At 68.7% G+C, this 21,063-nt stretch carries 20 protein-coding genes; 13 read left to right on the top strand and 7 right to left on the bottom strand.

Annotation, left to right across the window (positions count from 1 at the left end):
- Positions 1-5: 5 nt before the first annotated feature.
- From DIE04_RS11995 to DIE04_RS12015, 5 genes are all read left to right on the top strand, one after another.
- Positions 6-2,054 (top strand): pyridoxamine 5'-phosphate oxidase family protein, encoded by a 2,049-nt coding sequence (locus tag DIE04_RS11995; RefSeq protein ID WP_124524417.1) that lies wholly within the window; start codon positions 6-8, stop codon positions 2,052-2,054.
- Positions 2,055-2,177: 123 nt separating this feature from the next.
- Positions 2,178-2,381 (top strand): DUF2970 domain-containing protein, encoded by a 204-nt coding sequence (locus DIE04_RS12000; protein WP_021164122.1) that lies wholly within the window; start codon positions 2,178-2,180, stop codon positions 2,379-2,381.
- A gap of 617 nt (positions 2,382-2,998) precedes the next feature.
- Complete coding sequence (locus tag DIE04_RS12005; RefSeq protein WP_124520343.1) at positions 2,999-5,230, top strand: TonB-dependent siderophore receptor; 2,232 nt, start codon at positions 2,999-3,001, stop codon at positions 5,228-5,230.
- Between the two features lie 59 nt (positions 5,231-5,289).
- Positions 5,290-5,901 carry a nicotinamide riboside transporter PnuC gene (pnuC, locus tag DIE04_RS12010; protein ID WP_124520342.1) on the top strand — a complete coding sequence of 204 codons (612 nt, stop codon included), beginning with the start codon at positions 5,290-5,292 and terminating at the stop codon, positions 5,899-5,901.
- A 60-nt stretch (positions 5,902-5,961) separates the two neighbouring features.
- Positions 5,962-7,170, top strand: a complete 1,209-nt coding sequence (locus DIE04_RS12015; protein WP_124520341.1) for a phosphotransferase enzyme family protein — start codon at positions 5,962-5,964, stop codon at positions 7,168-7,170.
- A gap of 163 nt (positions 7,171-7,333) precedes the next feature.
- Here DIE04_RS12015 and DIE04_RS12020 read toward each other — a convergent pair whose 3' ends face one another.
- A complete protein-coding gene (locus DIE04_RS12020; RefSeq protein WP_124520340.1) occupies positions 7,334-7,624 on the bottom strand; it encodes a DUF4148 domain-containing protein in 291 nt (96 codons plus the stop codon).
- A gap of 418 nt (positions 7,625-8,042) precedes the next feature.
- On the opposite strand from DIE04_RS12020, the gene DIE04_RS30110 reads away from it, so the two are divergent.
- Both DIE04_RS30110 and DIE04_RS12030 read left to right on the top strand, forming a co-directional pair.
- The gene (locus DIE04_RS30110) at positions 8,043-8,165 is read left to right on the top strand and encodes a hypothetical protein (protein ID WP_260426899.1); all 123 of its coding nucleotides are present in this window, start codon (positions 8,043-8,045) and stop codon (positions 8,163-8,165) included.
- An 83-nt stretch (positions 8,166-8,248) separates the two neighbouring features.
- Complete coding sequence (locus DIE04_RS12030) at positions 8,249-8,677, top strand: VOC family protein (protein WP_124520339.1); 429 nt, start codon at positions 8,249-8,251, stop codon at positions 8,675-8,677.
- Positions 8,678-8,996: 319 nt separating this feature from the next.
- Here the strand turns inward: DIE04_RS12030 and DIE04_RS12035 are convergent, their stop codons facing one another.
- Positions 8,997-10,292: an O-acetylhomoserine aminocarboxypropyltransferase/cysteine synthase family protein gene (locus tag DIE04_RS12035; RefSeq protein ID WP_124520338.1), complete on the bottom strand. Its 1,296-nt coding sequence runs from the start codon at positions 10,290-10,292 to the stop codon at positions 8,997-8,999.
- A 133-nt stretch (positions 10,293-10,425) separates the two neighbouring features.
- On the opposite strand from DIE04_RS12035, the gene DIE04_RS12040 reads away from it, so the two are divergent.
- The gene (locus DIE04_RS12040; protein WP_044848099.1) at positions 10,426-11,094 is read left to right on the top strand and encodes an O-methyltransferase; all 669 of its coding nucleotides are present in this window, start codon (positions 10,426-10,428) and stop codon (positions 11,092-11,094) included.
- A 110-nt stretch (positions 11,095-11,204) separates the two neighbouring features.
- On the opposite strand, the gene DIE04_RS12045 is transcribed toward DIE04_RS12040, so the two are convergent.
- The 3 genes from DIE04_RS12045 to DIE04_RS12055 form a co-directional block, all read right to left on the bottom strand.
- Positions 11,205-12,428: an RtcB family protein gene (locus DIE04_RS12045; protein WP_124488813.1), complete on the bottom strand. Its 1,224-nt coding sequence runs from the start codon at positions 12,426-12,428 to the stop codon at positions 11,205-11,207.
- A 197-nt stretch (positions 12,429-12,625) separates the two neighbouring features.
- The gene (locus DIE04_RS12050) at positions 12,626-13,387 is read right to left on the bottom strand and encodes a bifunctional 2-polyprenyl-6-hydroxyphenol methylase/3-demethylubiquinol 3-O-methyltransferase UbiG (protein WP_124488812.1); all 762 of its coding nucleotides are present in this window, start codon (positions 13,385-13,387) and stop codon (positions 12,626-12,628) included.
- Between the two features lie 12 nt (positions 13,388-13,399).
- Entirely contained in the window at positions 13,400-14,026 is a 627-nt protein-coding gene (locus DIE04_RS12055) for a LysE family translocator (protein ID WP_044848096.1), read from the bottom strand.
- A 171-nt stretch (positions 14,027-14,197) separates the two neighbouring features.
- On the opposite strand from DIE04_RS12055, the gene DIE04_RS12060 reads away from it, so the two are divergent.
- From DIE04_RS12060 to DIE04_RS12070, 3 genes are all read left to right on the top strand, one after another.
- Entirely contained in the window at positions 14,198-14,998 is an 801-nt protein-coding gene (locus tag DIE04_RS12060; RefSeq protein ID WP_124488811.1) for a helix-turn-helix domain-containing protein, read from the top strand.
- 138 nt (positions 14,999-15,136) lie between these two features.
- Complete coding sequence (locus DIE04_RS12065) at positions 15,137-15,556, top strand: ATP--cob(I)alamin adenosyltransferase (protein ID WP_124488810.1); 420 nt, start codon at positions 15,137-15,139, stop codon at positions 15,554-15,556.
- A 99-nt stretch (positions 15,557-15,655) separates the two neighbouring features.
- Positions 15,656-16,657 carry a LysR family transcriptional regulator gene (locus tag DIE04_RS12070; RefSeq protein WP_124488809.1) on the top strand — a complete coding sequence of 334 codons (1,002 nt, stop codon included), beginning with the start codon at positions 15,656-15,658 and terminating at the stop codon, positions 16,655-16,657.
- 160 nt (positions 16,658-16,817) lie between these two features.
- Here DIE04_RS12070 and DIE04_RS12075 read toward each other — a convergent pair whose 3' ends face one another.
- The gene (locus tag DIE04_RS12075) at positions 16,818-17,726 is read right to left on the bottom strand and encodes a LysR substrate-binding domain-containing protein (protein ID WP_124488808.1); all 909 of its coding nucleotides are present in this window, start codon (positions 17,724-17,726) and stop codon (positions 16,818-16,820) included.
- Between the two features lie 108 nt (positions 17,727-17,834).
- Here DIE04_RS12075 and DIE04_RS12080 point away from each other — a divergent pair, with 108 nt between their 5' ends.
- Positions 17,835-18,917: a tartrate dehydrogenase gene (locus DIE04_RS12080; protein WP_124488807.1), complete on the top strand. Its 1,083-nt coding sequence runs from the start codon at positions 17,835-17,837 to the stop codon at positions 18,915-18,917.
- Positions 18,918-19,118: 201 nt separating this feature from the next.
- Positions 19,119-20,429: an MFS transporter gene (locus DIE04_RS12085; protein WP_124488806.1), complete on the top strand. Its 1,311-nt coding sequence runs from the start codon at positions 19,119-19,121 to the stop codon at positions 20,427-20,429.
- Positions 20,430-20,556: 127 nt separating this feature from the next.
- Here DIE04_RS12085 and DIE04_RS12090 read toward each other — a convergent pair whose 3' ends face one another.
- Positions 20,557-21,054, bottom strand: a complete 498-nt coding sequence (locus DIE04_RS12090; RefSeq protein ID WP_124488805.1) for a shikimate kinase — start codon at positions 21,052-21,054, stop codon at positions 20,557-20,559.
- Positions 21,055-21,063: the final 9 nt, after the last annotated feature.

Below are 21,063 nucleotides of genomic sequence, written 5' to 3' on the forward strand. Positions count from 1 at the left end.
ACACGATGACCGCGCCGACCGCCGCCGTACCGGGCTGGGAACTGGATATTGCGCCGTTTCATGCGGGCGAGCTGGCCGTGCAGCAGCGTGCGGGCGTGACGCAGGCCGCGGACGCGGCCGGCCGGCGCGGCATCCGGCGCTTCATGCCGGACCAGCACCGCACGTTCTTCGCGCAGTTGCCGTTCTTCGTGCTCGGCGGCGTCGATGCGGGCGGCCAGCCGTGGGCGACGCTGCGGGTCGGGATGCCCGGTTTCGTGACGACGCCGGACGCGCGCACGCTGCGCATCGACGGCGACGCGCTGCCCGGCGATCCGCTGGCCGGAGCATGGCAGCCCGGCGTGCCGCTCGGCGGGCTCGGGATCGAGTTCGACACGCACCGGCGCAATCGCGTGAACGGCATCGTGCGCGCGGTCGACGGCGGCGCGCTGACGATCGCGGTCGAGCAGAGCTTCGGCAACTGTGCGAAGTACATTCAGGGCCGCACGCCGACGTTCGTGCCGCGCGAAGGCGATGCGTCCGTCGCGGCCGACGTGTCGGACCGGCTGAGCGACGCGGATCGTGCGCTGCTCGCGCAGGCCGATACGTTCTTCGTCGCGAGTGCGAACACGTCGGCCGGTGCGGGTGCCGCGCGCGGCGCGGATGTGTCGCATCGCGGCGGCATGCCCGGCTTCGTGCGCGTCGACGACGCGCACACGCTGACGACGCCGGATTTCAGCGGCAACCGCTTCTTCAATACGCTCGGCAACTTGCAGCACGATCCGCGCGCGGGGCTGCTGTTCGTCGATTTCGACAGCGGCGACCTGCTGTATGTCGCTGCGCACGCGGAGATCGTGTGGGACGGGCCGCTCGTCGCGTCGTTCGACGGCGCGCAGCGGGTCGTGCGGTTTCACGTGCGCGAAGTGCGGCGCACGCGGGGCGTGCTGCCGTTTCGGTGGTCGGCGCTCGAGCGGGCGCCGCAGTTTGCGGGGAGGGCGAGGGCTGGTGTGCCGGCGGTATCCGTACCGGCACCTGCGTCCTCGTCCCCCTCCAGCTGGCGCCCGCTGCGCATCGCGAAGATCGTCGACGAAGCGCGCGCGATCCGCTCGTTTCATTTCGAAGCGGCGGACGGCGACGCGTTGCCGGCCTACGAAGCCGGGCAGCATCTGACGCTGCGCGTCGCGCTGCCGGACGAAGATGCGCCGACGATTCGCAGCTACACGCTGTCCGATGCACCCGGCGCATCGCATTACCGGATCACCGTGAAGCGCGAAGGACGCGTGTCGGCCTGGCTGCACGACCACGCGCGTGCCGGCATGACGCTCGATGCGCAGATGCCGCGCGGCCGCTTCACGTTCGACGTCGCGAGCCCGCGTCCGGCGGTGCTGGTGTCGGCCGGCATCGGCATCACGCCGATGATCGCGATGCTGCGCCGCGCGCTGGCCGACGACGCACCGTCGCGCCGCGTGGTGTTCGTGCACGGCGCGCGCGATACGGCCGACCGGCCGTTTTCAGCGGAACTGACGCGCATCGCGGACGCGGACCCGCGCGTGTCGCTGCACTGGTTCGACAGCCGGCCGCAGCGCGACGGCGCGGCGCGACCGGGCCGTGTCGACATCGCGCAACTGAAGCGCATCCTGCCGTTCGACGACTACGATTTCTACCTGTGCGGACCCGCCGCGTTCATGCGCGATATGTACGACGGATTGCGCGCGCTGAACGTGCCGGACGAGCGTATCCGCTTCGAGGCGTTCGGGCCGTCGAGCGTCGTGCGCAGCGCGACCCGCGCGGCCGGGGCGCCGCCGGCGGCAAGCGTGCCGGTCGTGTTCCGCCGCTCGGCACGCGACGCCGCATGGACGCCCGCCGACGGCACGCTGCTCGAATTCGCCGAAGGCCGGGGCGTGGCGGTGCCGTCCGAATGCCGGTCGGGGTCGTGCGGCACATGCGCGACGCGCGTGCTGTCCGGTGCGGTCGATTACGTGCAAGCGCCCGACGCGCCGGTCGAACCGGGCTGTGCGCTGCTGTGCGTCGCGCGGCCCGCGACGGGCACCATGGAGGCGCTCGTGCTCGACCGCTGATGGCCCCTGCGACACGCCGCCGCAGACGGCCTGCTGCGCGAAAAGCACGCGCAACTGCTTCTTTTTTCGAATGCCGGCCGGATCGACGATAGCGTCAACCGATTCGATGAAAGGAGCACAACCATGAAACTGCTCGGCATGATCAAGCTGGTCCTGTGGAGTTTCTTCGGCGTACGCAACAGCAAGGCGCACGCGGCCGATCTCGCGAACGTCAACTATACGTTGCTGCCGTTCGTGGCGATTGTGCTCGCGCTGCTGGTCGGCGCGGTCATCTACGGCGTCGTGCATCTGGTTGTCGATCCGACCGCGACGATGCAGGGGTTCTGAACGTTGGGTGAACCGGCAGCGGGCCGTCATTCCCGCTCCGGTTTTCGCTCGTTCGACCGGCGCGTGACTGCACCGGTTGTCGAGGTCGCCGCGCGCGATGCGCATCGCGATCGCATCGCCGCCGCTGTCGCACCATTCGAAGCGTATTTCCCCCATCCCGCCGTTCCCGTCTCCCGTTCCACCCGATTCCACGGCCTTCAGCCCCGCCCGGGGTAAAATGCGCGCCACGCCGCGATGTCGCGCGCGACGGGCATGCCGCCGTTCCGACGAACGGCGTACGCAACTGCCCGGCGCCCGCAACCGGGGCGTTCGAAGCGAACCCCGCATGACAAGACCGCGCGACGCAGCCGGCCGCCCGACATGCTCGCGATCCAGGATCGACGGCTGCGTCGGTGCCCCGCGCGTCACCGTCATCCGATGTCCCATCCTGCGCTTTCCCGATCGATCGGCACGCATGCTGCCCGATCGTCAGATTCGTCTGATGAATGTCGTGTCGACGTTCGTGCCCGGCGTCCGCAGGACCGTCGCGGGTTCTTGCATGAGGTCGCGCTTCGCAGCGGCGCAAAGCGTTTCGAAGGTTTCGACAGGGTCGAGTGGCGAGTTTTCCATCCAGAACAATGACGGTGAATAGAACAACAGCGTCGCCCGCACGGCGGCGGCGCGCGAAGGCCGGGCTTGGCGTCGGTCTCGGCATCACGCTTTTCGCGGCGCAGGCCGCCGTGGCGCAGGGCGACGCGCCGGCGCCGGACGCCGGTGCGACCGGCAGCACGACGCTGCCGGCGATCACGGTGAGCGGCGAGCGCGGCAACACGCTGCGCGCGCGCACGGCGTCGGTCGCGGGGCTCGACGATGCGCCGCTGCGCGACACGCCGGCCTCCGTCAACGTCGTCACGGGGGCGCTGATCGACGACCAGCAGGCGAAGCGCTTGAGCGACGTGGTGCGCAACGACGCATCGGTCGTCAACGACTACGCGCCGGTCGGCTACTTCGAAGGCTTCGCGATCCGCGGCTTTCCGGTCGATCTCGCGAGCGCGATCCGGATCGACGGGCTGACGGTGTCCGGCGAGCAGAACGTGCCGCTCGAGAACAAGGAGCGCGTCGAGATCCTGAAGGGGCTGGCGGGCATCGACAGCGGCGTGGTCGCGCCGGGCGGCGTGATCAACTTCGTGACGAAGCGTTCGGCGAACGTCGCGAGCGTGACGGGCGGCGTTGACAGCCGCGGCTCGACATCGGCGGCCGTCGATCTCGGCCGCCGCTTCGGCCCCGACAATCAGTTCGGCTTCCGGATCAATGCCGCGAAGGAGAACATGCACTCCTATATCGACGGCACCAACGGACGACGCACGTTCGGGTCGATCGCCGCCGACTGGGACATCAGCCCGCGCGCGAGCCTGCAGTTCAACGCGGAATTCCAGCAGTGGATCCAGCGTTCCGCGCCCGGCTACCAGCTGCTCGGCGGCACCGTCGTGCCGTCGGTCAAGACGACGTCGAAGGCGCTCGGCACGCAGCCGTGGGCGAAGCCGGTGACGACCGATGCGCTGAACCTGAACGCGCGCTTCGACTACCAGTTCAACGACGACTGGAAGGCCTACGTCGCCGCCGGCCGCAGCCGCACGATGATCGACGACAACAGCGCGTTCGCGTACGGCTGCTATTACGCGGCGAGCTGCGCGGCCGGCACGACGTCGCCGTTCTTCTTCGGCGCGAACGGCGACTACGACGTGTACGACTTCCGCAGCCCGGGCGAATACCGCCGCAACGACGACCTGCGCGCGGTCACGACCGGCAAGTTCGCGACAGGCCCGCTGCGGCACGAGCTGACGCTCGGCGTGAGCGTGCAGCGCCGCGTCGTGCACATGGCGAATGCCGTGTACGACTACGTGGGCAGCGAGAACATCTATGGGCCCGACGTCGCGTTCGCACCGTCGCCGAACACGGCCGGGCCGTCGTATCCGCAGCTCGACGCGTGGCAGTACGGCGTGTTCGGGCTCGACCGCATCAGCATCGGCGAGCACTGGCAGGTGCTCGCGGGCGGCAAGGAAGTGCTGCTGCGCCAGCGCAGCTGGAGCAGCCTCGACGGCGACGCGACGCACACCGACCGCTCGGTGTTCCTGCCGCAGGTCGCGCTCGTCTACAAGCCGGTGAACGTGCTGTCGCTGTACGCGTCGTACAGCAAGGCGCTGTCGCTCGGCGACCAGGCGCCGGTGCGCGCGACCAACGCGTATGCGTTCCTGCCGCCGGTCGAATCGCACCAGTTCGAGCTCGGCGCGAAATACGACTGGCTCGACCGGCTGAGCCTCACGGCCGCCGTGTTCTCGATCAGCAAGCCGTTCCAGTTCGCCGACCCCGATGCGTCGGGCACGAGCTATACGTTCGTGCAGCGCGGCACGCAGCGCCACCAGGGGATCGAGCTCGGCGCGGCCGGGCGCGTGACCGAGCGGCTCGGGCTGACGGCCAGCGTCGCGGCGATTCGCGCGCGCGCGTACGACTCGGGTTCGCCGGCGTACGAAGGGCACCAGATCATCAACATGCCGGCGCTGCGCGCATCGCTGTATGCGGATTACGCGGTGCCGGGCGTTGCCGGCCTGAACATGCTCGGCGGCGTCGAGTACAGCGCGGCGCGCAACGCGAACGAGGAGGGCACCGCGCGCGTGCCGTCGTGGTTCGTGTTCAATCTCGGCGCGCGCTATACGACGAAGATCGCGGGCCATCGCACGGTGCTGCGCGTGTCGGTGGACAACCTGTTCAACAAGTTCTACTGGCGCGACGCGGGCGAGCAGCAGGGCGACGCGTACCTGTTCCCCGGCGCGCCGCGCACCGCGCGCGTGTCGTTGACCTATGATTTCTGATCGTCCGGACCCGGCCGCGTGATGCGCGGCCCCGGCAGCCAACCAGGAGAGCACAGACGATGTCCCCACTCGAAATCGCCGGCGTGATCGTCAGCGCGCTCGCGATCTGGCTGACCGCGAAGCGGCGCATGCTGTGCTGGCCGGTCGGGCTCGCGTCGGTCGCGCTGTACGGCTGGATCTTCTTCGACGCGAAGCTGTATTCCGACATGCTGCTGCAGGGCGCGTTCGCGGTGCTGCAGGTGTACGGCTGGCGCCGCTGGATCGCGCAGCGTACGCTCGAGGCGGGCGGCGGCGCGGCGCCGCAAGGCGACGTCGCGCCCGTCACCGGCGTGCGGCCGCGGCAGATGCTGCCCGATCTGATCGCGGCCGTCGTCGGCAGCGCGCTGCTCGGCGGGATGATGGCGCGCTGGACCGATGCGGCGCTGCCGTTCGTCGATGCGTCGCTGACCGCGTTCAGCCTCGTCGCGCAATACTGGACCGCGCGGCGCTACATCGCGTCGTGGGGGCTGTGGATCGTCGTGAACGTCGTGTACGTCGGGATGTTCGTGTTCAAGGCGCTGTATCTGACGGCAGGACTCTACGCGCTGTTCATCGCGCTCGCCGTCGTCGGCTGGCGCGACTGGAGCCGGACGGCGAATGCGCTGCGCACGACGGCGAGCCCGGCGGGCTGATCCAAGGGCTGATTCACGAGCCGATTCACGGGCTGATTCAACTACGGAGCGACGTCGTTCATGTCATTTCCACTCGAGCCGGACGCGCCTGCATCGCGTGACGTCGCCGACATGCGGGACGTCGCGCCGCCGCAATTCGGCGTCGACGGCGAGCAGGCCGAACGCGACTGGCCGCTGATGACGCACGACGAAGTCGCGGGCGTGCTTGCGCGGATCGATGGCGTCGGCGCGCCGGCGCGGCTTACGTGGCACAGCCCGCGGCCGTTCTCGGCGGCGGTGCTGGTGCACACGACCGACGCGCGCGCGCTGTTCGTCAAGCGTCATCACGCGAGCCTGCGCGACGTCGCCGGGCTCGAGGAGGAGCATCGCTTCATCGCGCATTTGCGCGATCGCGGTGTGCCGGTCGCGGACGTGCTCGCCGGTCGCGACGGCGCGACCGCGTTCTCATCCGGCGACTGGACCTATGAAGTGCACGTGGTGGCGCCAGGTGTGGACGCGTATCGCGGCGTGATGTCGTGGCAGCCGTTTACGCATCCTTCACATGCGTACGCGGCAGGCCGCGCGCTGGCCGAACTGCATCGCGCGTCGGCCGGCTACGATGCGCCGGCGCGGCCCGTGCGCACGCTGCTGTCGAGTTTCCGGGTGCTGTCGTCCGCCGATCTTCCCGATGCGCTCGAACGCTGGGTCGATGCGCAGCCGCTGCTGGTGCGCGCGCTCGGCACGCGCGACTGGCGCGGCGATGTCGCGGATGCGATCGGCCCGTACCACGCGCGCCTCGTGCCGCTGCTGCCCGTGCTGGCGCCGCTTTGGACGCACGGCGACTGGCATGCGTCGAATCTGCTGTGGACGGACGCCGCGCCCGGCGCGCAGGTGCGGACCGTGCTCGATTTCGGCTTGTCGGATCGCACCTGCGCCGTCATGGATCTCGCGCTCGCGATCGAACGCAACGCGATCGACTGGATGGCGCCGGCCGATGCACGTCGCGTCGAGCATGAACAGATCGGCGCGCTGCTCGACGGCTACGAATCGCTCGAACCGCTGAGCGACGACGCATATGCGGCGCTGGTCGCGATGCTGCCGATCGTGCATACCGAATTCGCGCTGTCGGAAGTCGCGTATTTCGGCTGCATCGTCAATGCACCGGACATCGTCGAGGTTGCGTACGACGGTTATCTGATCGGTCATGCGCGATGGTTCGGCGAACGCGACGGACGGCAGTTGCTCGACTGGCTGGTGCAACGCCGGCGCGCGAAGCGGGGCAGCTTGTAAAACTGCGTTGCGGACACTGTCCAGCCGGCAGTGTCGTCTGCCCGATCTTCACCCTCTGCGGTGCCGCGATCGCACCGCACGGCACGGCCGCACGTTCGCCGCGACCCGGCGGCGCGCGGCACGCTGCCGGCGATCGCCGGGCAGCACCCACGCCTGACTCGCATCAGCGCGTCGCGAGGCTGTCGTGATTGTCGGCCTGTGGCGACTTCTCGCCGGCATGCACCGAGATCCCGTGAAGTTCCTTGTTGCGCGCGATGATCTCGCTGGTCGGCGGGTACTGCGTCTTGCTCGTCGGCACCACGCCGTCGTGCTGCGCCTGCTTGAGTTCGTCGATGACTTCCGCGCGGGTCTTGCCTTGCGTTTGAGTGTGCGTTTGCGCGAAGGCGGCTTGCGAGGCGACGCCGAGCGACAGCGTGGCGGTGACGAACAGGGCTGCGAGTCTTGCCGTTTTCATGAAGCTCTCCTTGATGTGGCCGCCGGGTGGCGATCCATGAGCGCAGTATGCGAAAGCCGCCGAGCGTGACCGTGATCGGCAGATGACAAATGCGTCAGATTGCGGGGCCGAGGGGCGTGACGTGCGGGTCTGGCCGACGTGATGCAATCGTCATGTTCGGGTCATGCATGCGATGAGCGGGACGCGGAGCATGTCGCCTGCCGACGGCCGATGGTGTCGACGGCATGCGCACCGTTCGCCGCACCGGCATGGAGGGCGGACGGTCTCGTGTAGACTTTCATTCCGGACCCGACAGTGGATCGTCCCGCCATTCGCCTGTCGTTGCTTGCCCTGCTGATTGCCCCGTTGGTCGCCGGTTGCGCGTCATCCCGTCCCGAAGCCGGGACGGTCGGATCGTCCGCGCCGAAGGCCGCGCGCGATGCGGTCCACCGGCCTGATGCCCGGCGAACAGATCGACCATGCGGGGCATCGATGCGGCAATCCGAACTTCTACGTGAACACGCATCCGTGCCTGTTCCCGAAGCGCAACGTCACTCCTTGATGCAGTCATATCCCCGCGCCACATGCGCGGCTGTCGACTATAGTTATGCACGAACAGCACCCATCCACGGCGAAGGCGGGCAAATGATCGATCACGTTTACATCTCAGTCACCGACATCGAGAAGTCGCTGATCTTCTACTCCGAAGCCTTGAAGCCACTCGGCTGGAGCGTATTCGGCAACTACGACTCCGCGAATGGCCCGGCGAGCGTCCCCGATCTCTACGGCATCGGCGACGATGTGTACGGCAAGGGAGAGGGGGTTGGATCAAGCATCTGGCTACGCAAACGTCAGCCAGGCGAGACCGGGCTTTACCTGGGGATCGTCTGCGATACGAACGAACTCGTCGACGCTGCCTACGCAGCCGCAATCAAGGCCGGCGGCATCGATGAGGGAAGACCGGCGGATCGTACCTACTTCGCCCCCGGCTACTACGCCGCCAACGTCGCCGACCTCGACGGCAACCGTCTCGAGTTCGTACACAAGGCGTGGAACCCCAAGCGACGCTCATAGCAATCCAATGGATGCACGGGAGTCGTCGCGGTTCGTATCGCCTTGAACGATCCCGCACCGGATAGATGGCTGCTTCGCGGACGTGCGGTTGGCCGAACCGGATCGGCAAGCCCTGTCCACGGAATTCCGCAAACGAGCAAAAAAAGGCCCGGCACTCGCAGTGTCCGGGCCAACGCGTGATCGTGCCGTGCGACAGCGATACGCTTGCGTGGTTCGCAACGGGCATCACCCGTCACGCATTCGATGGTATGCGACGCGATCCATCGCGAACCGGGGATTGAACACCTTGAAGCGGGCGTGTCGGCACGCCCGCATCGGCTCACAGCTGCGCGAGCGCCTGGTCGAGATCGGCGAGCAGGTCGTCGATGTGCTCGATGCCGATCGACAGCCGTACCGTTTCCTCCTTCACGCCGGCCTTCGCGAGCTCGGCCGGCGACAGCTGGCGGTGCGTCGTCGAGGCCGGATGCGTCGCGAGCGACTTCGTGTCGCCGATGTTGACGAGCCGCGTGAACAGCTTCAGCGCATCCTGGAACTTCGCGCCGCCGTCGCGTCCGCCCTTCACGCCGAACGTCAGGATGCCGGGCGCGCGGCCCGACAGGTAGCGCGCGACGAGCACATGATCCGGGTGATCGGGCAGCCCCGCGTAGTTCACCCATTCGACGTGTTCATGGCGCGCGAGATGCTGCGCGATCTTCAGCGCGTTGTCGCTGATGCGCTCGATGCGCAGCGCGAGCGTCTCGATGCCTTGCAGGATCTGGAACGCGTTGAACGGCGAGATCGCCGCGCCCATGTTGCGCAGCGGCACGACGCGCGCGCGGCCGATATACGCGGCCGGCCCGAACGCTTCGGTGTAGACGACACCGTGATAGCTGACGTCGGGCTCGTTGAGCCGCTTGAAGCGGTCCGCGTGCTGCGCCCACGGGAACTTGCCCGAATCGACGATCGCGCCGCCGAGGCTCGTGCCGTGGCCGCCGAGATACTTCGTCAGCGAGTGCACGACGATGTCCGCGCCGTGTTCGAACGGACGCAGCAGGTACGGCGACGGCACCGTGTTGTCCACGATCAGCGGGATACCGTGGCGATGCGCGACTTCCGCGAGCGCGGCGATGTCGGTCACGTTGCCGAGCGGATTGCCGACCGATTCCGCGAAGATCGCCTTCGTGCGCGCGTCGATCAGCGGCTCGAACGACGCGGGGTCGCGCGGATCGGCGAAGCGCGTCGTGATGCCGTATTGCGGCAGCGTATGCGCGAACAGGTTGTAGGTACCGCCGTACAGCGAACTGGCGGACACGATGTTGTCGCCGGCTTCCGCGATCGTCTGGATCGCGTACGTGACGGCCGCCTGGCCCGACGCCAGCGCCAGTGCGCCGATGCCGCCCTCGAGCGCGGCGATCCGCTGTTCGAGCACGTCGGTCGTCGGGTTCATGATCCGCGTGTAGATGTTGCCCTGGACCTTCAGGTCGAACAGGTCTGCGCCGTGCTGCGTGTCGTCGAATGCGTACGCAACGGTCTGGTAGATCGGCACCGCGACCGCGCGCGTGGTCGGGTCGGGGCGATAGCCGCCGTGCACGGCGATGGTTTCGAGGCGCCAGTTCGAAGAGGCCTGATCGGTCATGAGTGCTCCATCTGTTGTTGTCGTGGTCGAGCGATTATAGAAGCAGGTGCGCTGCCGTCCTTAGAACGAATGGTTTGTTGCTTATGGGGCCGCCGCGCATAGAATGCGTTTTTCCTCGGATGAAGGGGGCGCGATGGACCAGGATCAGTGGAACAAGGTGGATGCGTATTTCTCCGCGACGCTCGTGCCGACCGACGACGCGCTCGACGCCGCGCTCGCGGCGAGCGACGCGGCCGGGCTGCCCGCGATCAACGTCGCGCCGAACCAGGGCAAGCTGCTGCAGCTGCTCGCGACGATTCGCGGCGCACGGCGCATCCTCGAAGTCGGCACGCTCGGCGGCTACAGCACGATCTGGCTCGCGCGCGCGTTGCCGCCGGACGGCCGGCTCGTGACGCTCGAACTGAACCCCGATCACGCGAAGGTCGCGACGCGGAACATCGCGCGCGCCGGGTTCGCGGATGTCGTGTCGGTGGTGGTCGGCAGCGCGAAGGACAGCCTCGCGCGGCTCGTCGATGCGGGCGAGGCGCCGTTCGACTTCATCTTCATCGACGCGGACAAGGACAACAACGCCGCTTATCTGGACGCCGCGCTGAAACTGTCGCGGCCCGGCACGGTGATCGTCGTCGACAACGTCGTGCGAGGCGGGCGCGTGGCCGATCCGGACAACCGTGAGCCGGACGTCGTCGGCGTGCGCGACGGGTTCGCGCGGATCGTCGCCGAGCCGAACCTCACGACGACCGCCTTGCAGACGGTCGGGCTGAAGGGCTGGGACGGGTTTTCGATCTCGATCGTCGGCGCGTGACGTGACGGTGGCGCATCACCGCGGTCGTCGGCCGCACCGGACGTGCGATACGGTCGCGGCCACGGATCTTTCATCGAGCGCGGCCGCCCGGCCTTCGGCCGCGCGCCGCGCTATCCTTTCACGCACACCACCTGACGCAGCGTGTGCACCACTTCGACGAGGCTGCGCTGCGCCGCCATCACCGCATCGATGTCCTTGTAGGCCATCGGGATCTCGTCGACGACACCCGCGTCCTTCCGGCATTCGACGCCGCGCGTCGCCTTGACCTGGTCGTCGACCGTGAAGCGGCGCTTCGCTTCGGTCCGGCTCATCGCGCGGCCGGCGCCGTGGCTGCACGAGCAGAAGCTCTCCGGATTGCCGAGCCCGCGCACGATGAAGCTCTTCGCGCCCATCGAACCCGGAATGATGCCGAGCTGTCCCTTCTGCGCGGATACGGCTCCCTTGCGCGTGACGAGCACGTCCTCGCCGAAGTGGCGTTCGCGCTGCACGTAGTTGTGGTGGCAGTTCACCGCGTGCTCGTCGACCGCGAACGGTTTCGCGATCACGCCGCGCGCCGCGCCGATCACCGCGTCCATCATCGCCTGCCGGTTGCGGCGCGCGTAGTCCTGCGCCCAGCCCACCGCTTCGACGTAGTCGTCGAAGTGCCGGCTGCCCTCGGTGAAATACGCGAGGTTGCGATCCGGCAGGTTCGCGATGTGCTGCCGCATGTCGGCCTGCGCGAGTTCGATGAACAGGCTGCCGATCGCATTGCCGACGCCGCGCGAGCCGCTGTGCAGCATGAACCACACGCGATCCGCTTCGTCGATGCACACCTCGATGAAGTGGTTGCCCGTGCCGAGCGTGCCCAGATGCGCGTAGTGGTTCGTCTTTTCCAGCTTCGGATACTTGCCGACGATCCGCTGGAAGCCCGGCAGCAGCGACTTCCACGACTCCGTCACGGCGGCCGGCGTGCGATCGCCCCATGCGCCCGGATCGCGGCGGCCCGGCGCGCGGCCGTGCGGCACCGCGCGTTCGATCGCGCTGCGCAGCCCGCCGAGCGCGTCCGGCAGGTCCGCCGCCGTGAGCGTCGTGCGCGCGGCCATCATCCCGCAGCCGATGTCGACGCCGACCGCGGCCGGGATGATCGCGCCCTTCGTCGGGATCACGCTGCCGATCGTCGAGCCCTTGCCGAGGTGGACGTCGGGCATCACCGCGACGTGCTTGAAGATGAACGGCATTTGCGCGGTGTTGCGCAGTTGCGTGCGCGCGTCGTCCTCGACCGCGACGCCTTGCGTCCACATCTTCACCGGCTTGCCGTTCGCCAGTTCCATCACCTGAAAATCATCGTTACTCATTTGCTTCACCTTCGATCGCCCCTTCAGTCGTCCGGCGCAAGCTCTTGAACGCATGATGCTTCCATCTATTCTTGTCTTTTTCTTCACTGGCTGCCGGCCGACGTGCGTTGGCCGAATCGGGGTACGACGCGACCGGGTCGACTCGATTCGCGGAGTGCTCGCTGCACGGTAGCCGCGCGTGAACGATGTTCCACCATTCACGCTCGGCAGATCGCGATGATCTCCGCGCTGGCCGCGTCGTCGAACGGCGCACCGTTCCAGTCTCCGCACCAGTCGGCCGACGAGAAGCCGGCGGCCGCGACACGCGCCTGCAGGTCGGGTTGCGCGATGAAGCGCAGCCGGCTCGCGTTCTTCACTTGCGTATCGTCACGATGAAAGCGGTAGACCGTGTCGAACGACACGATCGGACCGTCGACCGCGGTCACCGCATGATGGAGTTCGACGCTGCCGAATTCGGGCGAATCGATGCGGGTGGCCGACGCCGCCGGAGTCCAGCCGAGCCACGGCTCGACACGCGGATTGCGGGTCTCGAACAGGAAGCGCCCGCCGTCGGCCAGCACGCGCCGCACGCCGCACAGCGTCGCGTCGATCTCCGCGTCGGTCAGCAGGCACTGGAACGCGTGCCCGGTCATCACGACGGCATCGAACGGCGCGCCGGGCGGCAGGCCGCCGAGATCGCACGCGAGCCAGCGCACCGCGCCGGCGCCCGGCTGGCGTCGCGCATGGTCGATCATCGCGGGTGCGGGGTCGATCGCGACGACGTCGTGCCCGGCCGCCGCAAGCCGGCGCGCGAACGTGCCGGTGCCGCAGCCGAGATCGAGAATCCGTTGCCGCCCGGTGCCGAGGCGCGATGCGTAGAACGCGAAGTCACGATCGCCGGCGTTGAACCGGTCGTAGACCGCGACGAGGCGCGGATCGGCATAGAGGATTTCGCCGGCGGCCGCCGCGTCGGACGTCACGCGAAACCCGCGTCAGCGCTGTTGCACCGCGACGCGCAGCCCGAGCGCGATGAAGATCGAACCGATGATCTTTCCCTGCCAGCGCGTGAGCCACGCAAGCCGCTTCACGACGCGGCCGAGCGGACGGATCGAGCATGCGATCAGCGTCGTATAGAGCGAGCTGAGCACGACGAAGATCAGCCCGAGCACCGCGAACTGCACGAACGTCGAGCCGCGTTCCGGATGCACGAACTGCGGCATGAACGCGAGGAAGAACAGCGCGGTCTTCGGATTCAGCACTTCGGCGGGAATCGCCTGCAGGTACGCCGTCAGCGGCGTGACGGGCGGCACCTTCGGCAGCGACGGATCGGACGGCCCGTCGAGCAGCGCACGCACGCCGAGGTAGATGAGGTAGGCCGCGCCGACCAGCTTCACGACGTTGAACGCGAGCGCCGACGTCATCAGCAGCGCCGACAGCCCGACGGCGGCAAACAGCGTATGCACGAAGTCGCCGCTCGCGACGCCGAGGCCGGTCAGGATGCCGGTCTTGCGGCCGCCCTGCACGGTGCGGCTCAGCACGAGCAGCACGGCGGGGCCCGGGATCAGGAACAGGCCCAGGACGACGGCGGTGAAGGTGGCCAGCGTGGTCAGGTCGAACATGGCGGCTCCGGCAAGGTTGGCGAGGCGGCGGGGGATCGACGCATTGTATTCGGATCGGCGCGCGTCTGCCGATGCCGGCCGGGAACCGCGCAGCCGCGCCGGCGCCTTTCTGGTATAAGCACGAAAGGCCGCGCGGGCACGCCGTCCGGCCGCTTTCGACACCATCGTTCCATGCGCGACCTGCCACCCGTTACCGCCCCCGCTGCCGACGCCGACGTCTATCACGTGCCGCGCCCGCTCGTCGTGTTCGGCGGCTCGGTCGTCGAGCCCGAATGGCGGCTCGAACGGCACAGCCATCCGCAGGCGCAACTGCTGTACACGCTGAGCGGCGTCATCTATTGCGAGATCGACGGCGGCGTGTGGAGCGCACCGCCGCAATGCACGGTGTGGATTCCGGGCGGCGTCACGCATTCGGCGCGCGGTTCGGCCGGCGCGACGTTCTACGCGGTGCTGGTGGAGCCCGATGCGGCGCCCGGCCTGCCGGCGCGCTGCTGCACGCTGGGCATGTCGCCGCTGTTGCGCGAACTGCTGCTGAAGGCCGCGAGCTTCCCGAGCCTGTACGACGTCGACGGTCCGCAGGGGCGGTTGATGGCGACGCTGCTCGACGAACTCGTCGCGGCGCCGGTCGAGGACCTGTATCTGCCGATGCCGGCCGACCGCCGGCTGCGCCGGCTGATCGATCACCTGCTCGACGACCCGGCCGACAAGTCGCCGCTGCCCGAACTCGCGCGCCGCGCCGGCGTCAGCGAGCGCAGCCTCACGCGGCTCGCCGCGAAGGAACTCGGCATGAGCCTCGGCGACTGGCGCCGGCGGCTGCACGTCGCGCTGTCGCTGCGGATGCTGACGGCGGGCCGCCGCGTGCACCAGATCGCGATCGACCTCGGCTACGAGAGCGCGAGCAGCTTCGTGACGATGTTCCGCAAGGCGACCGGCAAGTCGCCGACCCAATACCTGACCGACCGGCAGCGCTGACCGTGCCGTGCTGAGCCGTGCCGTGCCAGGTCGGCACGCGCGCGCTTGACCGGATCGAACAAGCGGTTGGCCGGCACGAGAAATGACGGGACGGGCGTCGCTCCTTAACATGAGAATCATTCTCATCTGGAGGCAGACATGCAGATCGTCACGACTGAATTCCCGTTGGTGTGGTTGCGTTACGCGCGTTCGCCGTCGAGCGATCCCGCGCACTTGCTGGCCGAACTCGACGCGTTGCTCGCGCGCCGCGAACGTTTCGTGTTCCTGACCGACGATGCACCGTCCGGCGACGATCGCGATGCGCAGGATCACGAGATGCGCAAGCAGCTCGCGAAATGGAGCAAGGCGAATCGCGCGCAATCGCGCGAATGGATTCCCGCGATGATCGCGGTCGAGCCCGACGCGCAGCGGCGCGCGGCGCTCGATGCGTTCTCGGCCGCGTTCGAGAAGGTCTGGGGGTATCCGTTGAACGCGGCGGTGAATCGTGACGAGGCGCTCGCGCTGGCACGGCAGCTGCTCGCCGCGCCGGCCCGCGCGGCCACGGCCACGCGCGACTGAACCGGTCGCCGCGCCGGCGGCGCGGCTCGCTCACTGACAGGCATGCGCCGCGTCGCGTTCGCGCGTGATGCGTGATGCCGTATTCCGCGGGAGTTTCCGGTGGACAATCCGATTCGCGCGATGCGCATCTTCACGCGCATCGTCGAGATGAACAGCTTTACGCGCGCGGCGCACTCGCTCGGCATTTCGCGCGCGACCGCGACGCGCACCGTGCAGGAACTCGAGGCGGCGCTCGGCATGCCGTTGCTGGTGCGCACGACGCGCGCGCTGCGGGCGACGCCGGAAGGCGACGCGTATTACCGGCGGTGCCAGCGCATCACCGCGGACGTCGACGAGCTCGAAGCGAGCCTGCGCAATGCGGCGCGGCATCCGAGCGGGCCGCTGCGCGTCGAGTTGCCGGGAGCGGTGGCGGACGCGATCGTGCTGCCGGCGCTTGGCGCGTTCCATGCGCGTCATCCGGAACTCGTGCTGATGCTGGGCGTGTCCGGACGCGCGGCCGACCTGATCGGCGATGCGGTCGACTGCAGCATCCGGCTCGGCGCGCTGCCCGATTCGTCGCTGGTTGCGCGCCCGCTCGGCGCACTCGAGCGCGTGACCTGCGCGAGCCCGGCGTATCTCGAGCGCTGCGGCGTGCCGCGTTCGCTCGATGCGCTCGCCGGGCATCGCGCGGTCAACGGCGCGTTCGCGTCGGCCCAGCGCACCGCCGAACTCGAATTCGCGATCGACGGCGCGGTGCGCAAGATCCGGCTCGATGGCATCGTCAGCGTCGACGACGAGCAGGCGTACCTGGCGTGCGGCGTGCATGGCCTCGGGTTGATCCAGCCGCCGCGCGTCGTCGCGCAGCCGCTGATCGACGCGGGACAGTTGCAGGAAGTGCTGCCGCGGTGGCGGCCGGGCGCGGTTTCGGTGTCGGCCGTCTATGCGAAGCGCCGGCACGTGTCGCCGGGCGTGCGCGCGTTCGTCGACTGGATCGCGGAGCGTTTCGAGGATGCCGCGCAGGACCGGGCCGGTGTGAGCGTGCCTGGGGCAGCGCTGCGGCAGATGGCAGCGACGGCGATCGCCGCGTGCGAGCCCGACGGGAGGCTGGCGGCCGCGGCGTGACGGCGGGGCGCGCGTCCGGATGTGCCAATATTCTGGCGATTTGTGGGCCGGTTCGCCAAAATACTGGCATTCCGCCAGCCGGTGCATCGTCAGACTCAATCAGTCGAACCGGTCGCGCCGCGATCCTGATACGTTCGCGTGCATTGGCGCCCGCCTCCCGTCACCCACCCAGCTCCCCCGCCAGAAAATCCACGAACGCGCGTATTCGCGCGGACATCTGATGCCGCTGCGCATACACCGCGTAGATATCCGCGCTCGGCGTTTCGTAGTCGGGCAGCACGACGACGAGGCGCCCGTCGGCCAGGTAGTCGCGGATATCCCACTCGGCGCGCATCAGGATGCCGTGCCCGTCGAGCGCCCATTTCACCGCGATCTCGCCGTCGTTCGTCGTCAGGTTGCCGTTGATCCGCACGGCTTCCGTATTGCGCGCCGCGCCGCGTCCGCTCGCCAGCCGCCAGATCCCGTAGCCTTCGTCGCCTTGCCGGATGCCGATGCAGTTGTGCCGCGTCAGCTCGTGCGGCGTGCCCGGCGTGCCGTGCCGCGCGAGATACGCGGGCGCCGCGCACAGCAGCCGGCGGTTCGGGGCGAGCCGTCGCGCGACGACGCGCGTATCGGGCGGCTCGCCGAAGCGGATGCACACGTCGAACGCGTCGTCGGTGAGCGGCGGCGGCATCACCGACAGTTGCAACTGCACCGACACCTCCGGAAAACGCGCGACGAAGCGCGAGATCGCCGGGCCGACGTGGCTGCGCCCGAAGCCGAGCGTCGCGTTCACGCGCAGCAGCCCCTTCGGCCGCTGCCGCGCGCTGCCGAGCAGTTCGCCCAGTTCGTCCATCTGATCGAGGATCCGGCGCGCGTAGTCGAGATACACGTCGCCCTCGGGCGTCAGCATCATGCGCCGCGTCGTGCGGTTGACGAGCGTCACGCCCGCGCGCCGCTCCATCTGTGTGAGCCGCTTGCTGACGGCCGCCGCGGTCAGCCCGAGCTCGCGCGCGGCCGCGCTCAGGCTGCCCGCCGCGGCCAGCGTCGAGAAGAAGCCGAGATCGGCCGGCTGGACGGTATCCGCCATGACGGGATTCATGAATTGAAGTTAAAGATGCTTTGAGTATAGCCCCGGTTTCCACACTTCCAGTTCGGTAAAGTGCGTTCACGCTCACGATCAATCGAGGATGTCAGCATGAAGACCTACCGTATCGCGACCATTCCCGGCGACGGCATCGGCAAGGAAGTGGTGCCTGCGGCCAAGCAGGTGCTGGAAGCGCTGGCCCGCGGCAGCGACCGCTTTGCGTTCGAGTTCGAGGATTTCGACTGGGGCGCCGATTACTACCGCCTGCACGGCGCGATGATGCCGGCCGACGGCCTCGACGCGCTGCGCGGCAAGGACGCGATCCTGTTCGGCTCGGCGGGCGACCCCGACGTGCCCGACCACGTGACGCTGTGGGGCCTGCGCCTGAAGATCTGCCAGGGCTTCGACCAGTACGCGAACGTGCGGCCGACGCGCATCCTGCCCGGCATCGACGCGCCGCTGAAGCGCTGCGGGCCGGCCGACCTGAACTGGGTGATCGTGCGCGAGAACTCGGAGGGCGAATACGCGGGTGTCGGCGGCCGCGTGCACCAGGGGCATCCGATCGAGGCGGCGACCGACGTGTCGATCCTCACGCGTGCCGGCGTCGAACGCATCATGCGCTTCGCGTTCCGGCTCGCGCAGTCGCGTCCGCGCAAGCTGCTGACCGTCATCACGAAGAGCAACGCGCAGCGTCACGCGATGGTGATGTGGGACGAGATCGCGAAGCAGGTCGCGCAGGAATTCCCCGACGTCACGTGGGACAGGGAACTCGTCGACGCCGCGACCGCGCGCATGGTGAACCGCCCGGCGTCGCTCGACACGATCGTCGCGACCAACCTGCACGCGGACATCCTCAGCGATCTCGCGGCCGCGCTCGCGGGCAGCCTCGGCATCGCGCCGACCGGCAACATCGATCCCGAGCGCCGCTATCCGTCGATGTTCGAGCCGATCCACGGCTCCGCGTTCGACATCATGGGCCAAGGCCTCGCGAATCCGGTCGGCACGTTCTGGTCGGTCGTGATGCTGCTCGAGCATCTCGGCGAGACGGCAGCGGCCGCGCGCGTGATGCAGGCGATCGAGGCCGTGACGGCCGATCCGTCGCTGCATACGCGCGACCTCGGCGGCAGCGCGACGACCGCGCAGGTGACGGCCGCCATCTGCGAGCGCGTCGCGCACGCGGCGGTCGCCGCCTGACAGTAACGAGAACGGCGATGAGGACGGCGACGGCCGCACGCGCAGCCGGTCGCCTTCCGTTCGCCGCCTCCCGGATTTTTTGCCCGCGACTCGCGCATTCGACGCGAGCCGGGCGCCGGCGCGCACGCTTCGTCGTGATGCCGGCGGTACCCACCGAGCCCGCGCGGACAGCGCGCGACTCGACCTCGAAGGAGGAGACACATGCAAGCGGATCTGGAAACCCGCGTCGCGCGGAAACTGATGTGGCGCATCATTCCGTTCGTGATGCTGCTTTACTTCGTCAGCTTTCTCGATCGCGTCAACGTCGGCTTCGCGGCGATGACGATGAACAAGGCGATCGGCCTGTCGCCGACCGCGTTCGGACTCGGCGGCGGCCTGTTCTTCATCGGCTACTTTCTGTTCGAAGTGCCGAGCAACCTGATTCTCCATCGCGTCGGCGCACGCATCTGGATCGCGCGCGTGATGATCACGTGGGGCATCGTGTCGGCGGTGTCCGCGTTCGCAGCCGGGCCGACGAGCTTCTACGTGTTGCGCTTCCTGCTCGGCATCGCGGAAGCCGGCTTCTTCCCCGGCATCATCCTGTACCTGAGCCTGTGGTTTCCCGCGAAGCAGCGCGCGGTGGCGGCCGCGTGGTTCATGGCGGCCGCGCCGATCTCGACCGCGATCGGCTCGCCGCTGTCGGGCGCGATCATGCAGATGCCGCCGCTGTTCGGGCTCGCCGACTGGCAGATGCTGTACATCGTCGAGGCGCTGCCCGCGGTCCTGCTCGGCTTCGTCGTGCTGACGTGCCTGACCGATGCGCCGTCGAAGGCCGCGTGGCTGCAGCCGGACGAGCGCGACTGGCTGGTCGCGAAGCTGAAGTCCGAGGCCGACGCGCGGCACGCGCATGCCGGGCACACGGCCGGCGCGTGGCAGGCGCTGCGCGACCCGCGCGTGCTGGCGCTCGCGCTGATCTACTTCGGCACGTCGGCGGGGCTCTATACGCTCGGCCTCTGGGCGCCGCTGATGGTCAGGCAGTTCGGCTTCACCGCGTGGCAGACGGGCCTGCTGACCGGCATCCCGAGCATCGCCGCGGTCGTCGCGATGATCGGCTGGGCGCGGCATTCGGATCGCACCGGCGAACGCACGTGGCATGTCGTGATTCCGTGCGTGCTCGCGTGCATCGGCTTCGTGTTCGCGGGGCAGGCGAGCACCGCGCTCTTGACCGTGCTCGCGCTGGTCGTCGTCAACATCGGGATCAGCGCCGCGAAGGCGCCGTTGTGGGCGATGCCGAGCGCGTTCCTGTCCGGCGCCGGCGCGGCCGCGGGGATCGCGATGATCAACTCGATCGGCAACCTCGGCGGCTTCGTCGGGCCGTTCGCGATCGGCTGGCTGAAGAACGTGACGGGCGGCTATGCGGCCGGGCTGTACGTGGTGGCGGGCACGCTCGCGGTGTCGGCGGTCGTCACGCTCATGCTGAGCCGCAAGGGGGCGCGCGAGCAGGTCGTGCCGGGGGTGCGGCATCATCATTGAATTGCAGGCAGCGCGTGTTGCCGGACGTGGCGACTGTGCGGAGGGTGCCGGCGCTCGCGTGCGCGAGGCCTTTGCCCACTACGCGGTGTGACGCGACTTCCGCCCCTCGCGCGCGCCGGTTTCCCCGCTACACGTTCGGCGATTGCGCGCTTCGTGCGATCTCCTGCGCACACGCATCGGCCGACGCTTTCGACGTGTCGACGAAGCAATCGCTGAACGCGCGCGCCGCATACCCTTCGCGATACATCTCGGCGATACGTTGCCGCTCCCAGTCCGTCAGCGCGCGCGTGCCGCGATCCGACGCCGCGATCGCTTCCGGCGGCGCGAGCGTCACGACGAACAGGCGCGCGTCGCGTGCGTCGCAGGCTGCGCGCAGCCGGTCGAATTCCGCGTCGCCGATCGGATAGGCGATCACCAGATGACGTTCGCGTGCCTGCGCGATCTCTTTGACGAGGCGCGCCAGCGCGATCGCCCACTGCACGTCGAACGGGGTGTCGTCGGGCGCGTCGTGATCGTCGCCGTCGATGAAGCGCGCATCGGGCAGTCGCTGCGCGAGTGCGCGACCGATCGTCGTCTTGCCGCTGTTGATCGGGCCGTTCAGGTGGATGACGGTGAGGGAAGTCATGAGCCGGGC

This window comes from Burkholderia sp. Bp8994 (assembly GCF_003853805.1).
In the GTDB taxonomy this organism is placed as follows: domain Bacteria; phylum Pseudomonadota; class Gammaproteobacteria; order Burkholderiales; family Burkholderiaceae; genus Burkholderia.

What these genes read in the sequence shown, in the direction of transcription:
- DIE04_RS11995 (WP_124524417.1), top strand. Translation starts at nt 6, where the DNA reads ATGACCGCGCCGACCGCCGCCGTACCGGGCTGGGAACTGGATATTGCG.
- DIE04_RS12000 (WP_021164122.1), top strand. Translation starts at nt 2,178, where the DNA reads ATGAAACTGCTCGGCATGATCAAGCTGGTCCTGTGGAGTTTCTTCGGC.
- DIE04_RS12005 (WP_124520343.1), top strand. Translation starts at nt 2,999, where the DNA reads ATGACGGTGAATAGAACAACAGCGTCGCCCGCACGGCGGCGGCGCGCG.
- pnuC (WP_124520342.1), top strand. Translation starts at nt 5,290, where the DNA reads ATGTCCCCACTCGAAATCGCCGGCGTGATCGTCAGCGCGCTCGCGATC.
- DIE04_RS12015 (WP_124520341.1), top strand. Translation starts at nt 5,962, where the DNA reads ATGTCATTTCCACTCGAGCCGGACGCGCCTGCATCGCGTGACGTCGCC.
- DIE04_RS12020 (WP_124520340.1), bottom strand. Translation starts at nt 7,624, where the DNA reads ATGAAAACGGCAAGACTCGCAGCCCTGTTCGTCACCGCCACGCTGTCG.
- DIE04_RS30110 (WP_260426899.1), top strand. Translation starts at nt 8,043, where the DNA reads ATGCGGTCCACCGGCCTGATGCCCGGCGAACAGATCGACCATGCGGGG.
- DIE04_RS12030 (WP_124520339.1), top strand. Translation starts at nt 8,249, where the DNA reads ATGATCGATCACGTTTACATCTCAGTCACCGACATCGAGAAGTCGCTG.
- DIE04_RS12035 (WP_124520338.1), bottom strand. Translation starts at nt 10,292, where the DNA reads ATGACCGATCAGGCCTCTTCGAACTGGCGCCTCGAAACCATCGCCGTG.
- DIE04_RS12040 (WP_044848099.1), top strand. Translation starts at nt 10,426, where the DNA reads ATGGACCAGGATCAGTGGAACAAGGTGGATGCGTATTTCTCCGCGACG.
- DIE04_RS12045 (WP_124488813.1), bottom strand. Translation starts at nt 12,428, where the DNA reads ATGAGTAACGATGATTTTCAGGTGATGGAACTGGCGAACGGCAAGCCG.
- DIE04_RS12055 (WP_044848096.1), bottom strand. Translation starts at nt 14,026, where the DNA reads ATGTTCGACCTGACCACGCTGGCCACCTTCACCGCCGTCGTCCTGGGC.
- DIE04_RS12060 (WP_124488811.1), top strand. Translation starts at nt 14,198, where the DNA reads ATGCGCGACCTGCCACCCGTTACCGCCCCCGCTGCCGACGCCGACGTC.
- DIE04_RS12065 (WP_124488810.1), top strand. Translation starts at nt 15,137, where the DNA reads ATGCAGATCGTCACGACTGAATTCCCGTTGGTGTGGTTGCGTTACGCG.
- DIE04_RS12075 (WP_124488808.1), bottom strand. Translation starts at nt 17,726, where the DNA reads ATGGCGGATACCGTCCAGCCGGCCGATCTCGGCTTCTTCTCGACGCTG.
- DIE04_RS12080 (WP_124488807.1), top strand. Translation starts at nt 17,835, where the DNA reads ATGAAGACCTACCGTATCGCGACCATTCCCGGCGACGGCATCGGCAAG.
- DIE04_RS12085 (WP_124488806.1), top strand. Translation starts at nt 19,119, where the DNA reads ATGCAAGCGGATCTGGAAACCCGCGTCGCGCGGAAACTGATGTGGCGC.
- DIE04_RS12090 (WP_124488805.1), bottom strand. Translation starts at nt 21,054, where the DNA reads ATGACTTCCCTCACCGTCATCCACCTGAACGGCCCGATCAACAGCGGC.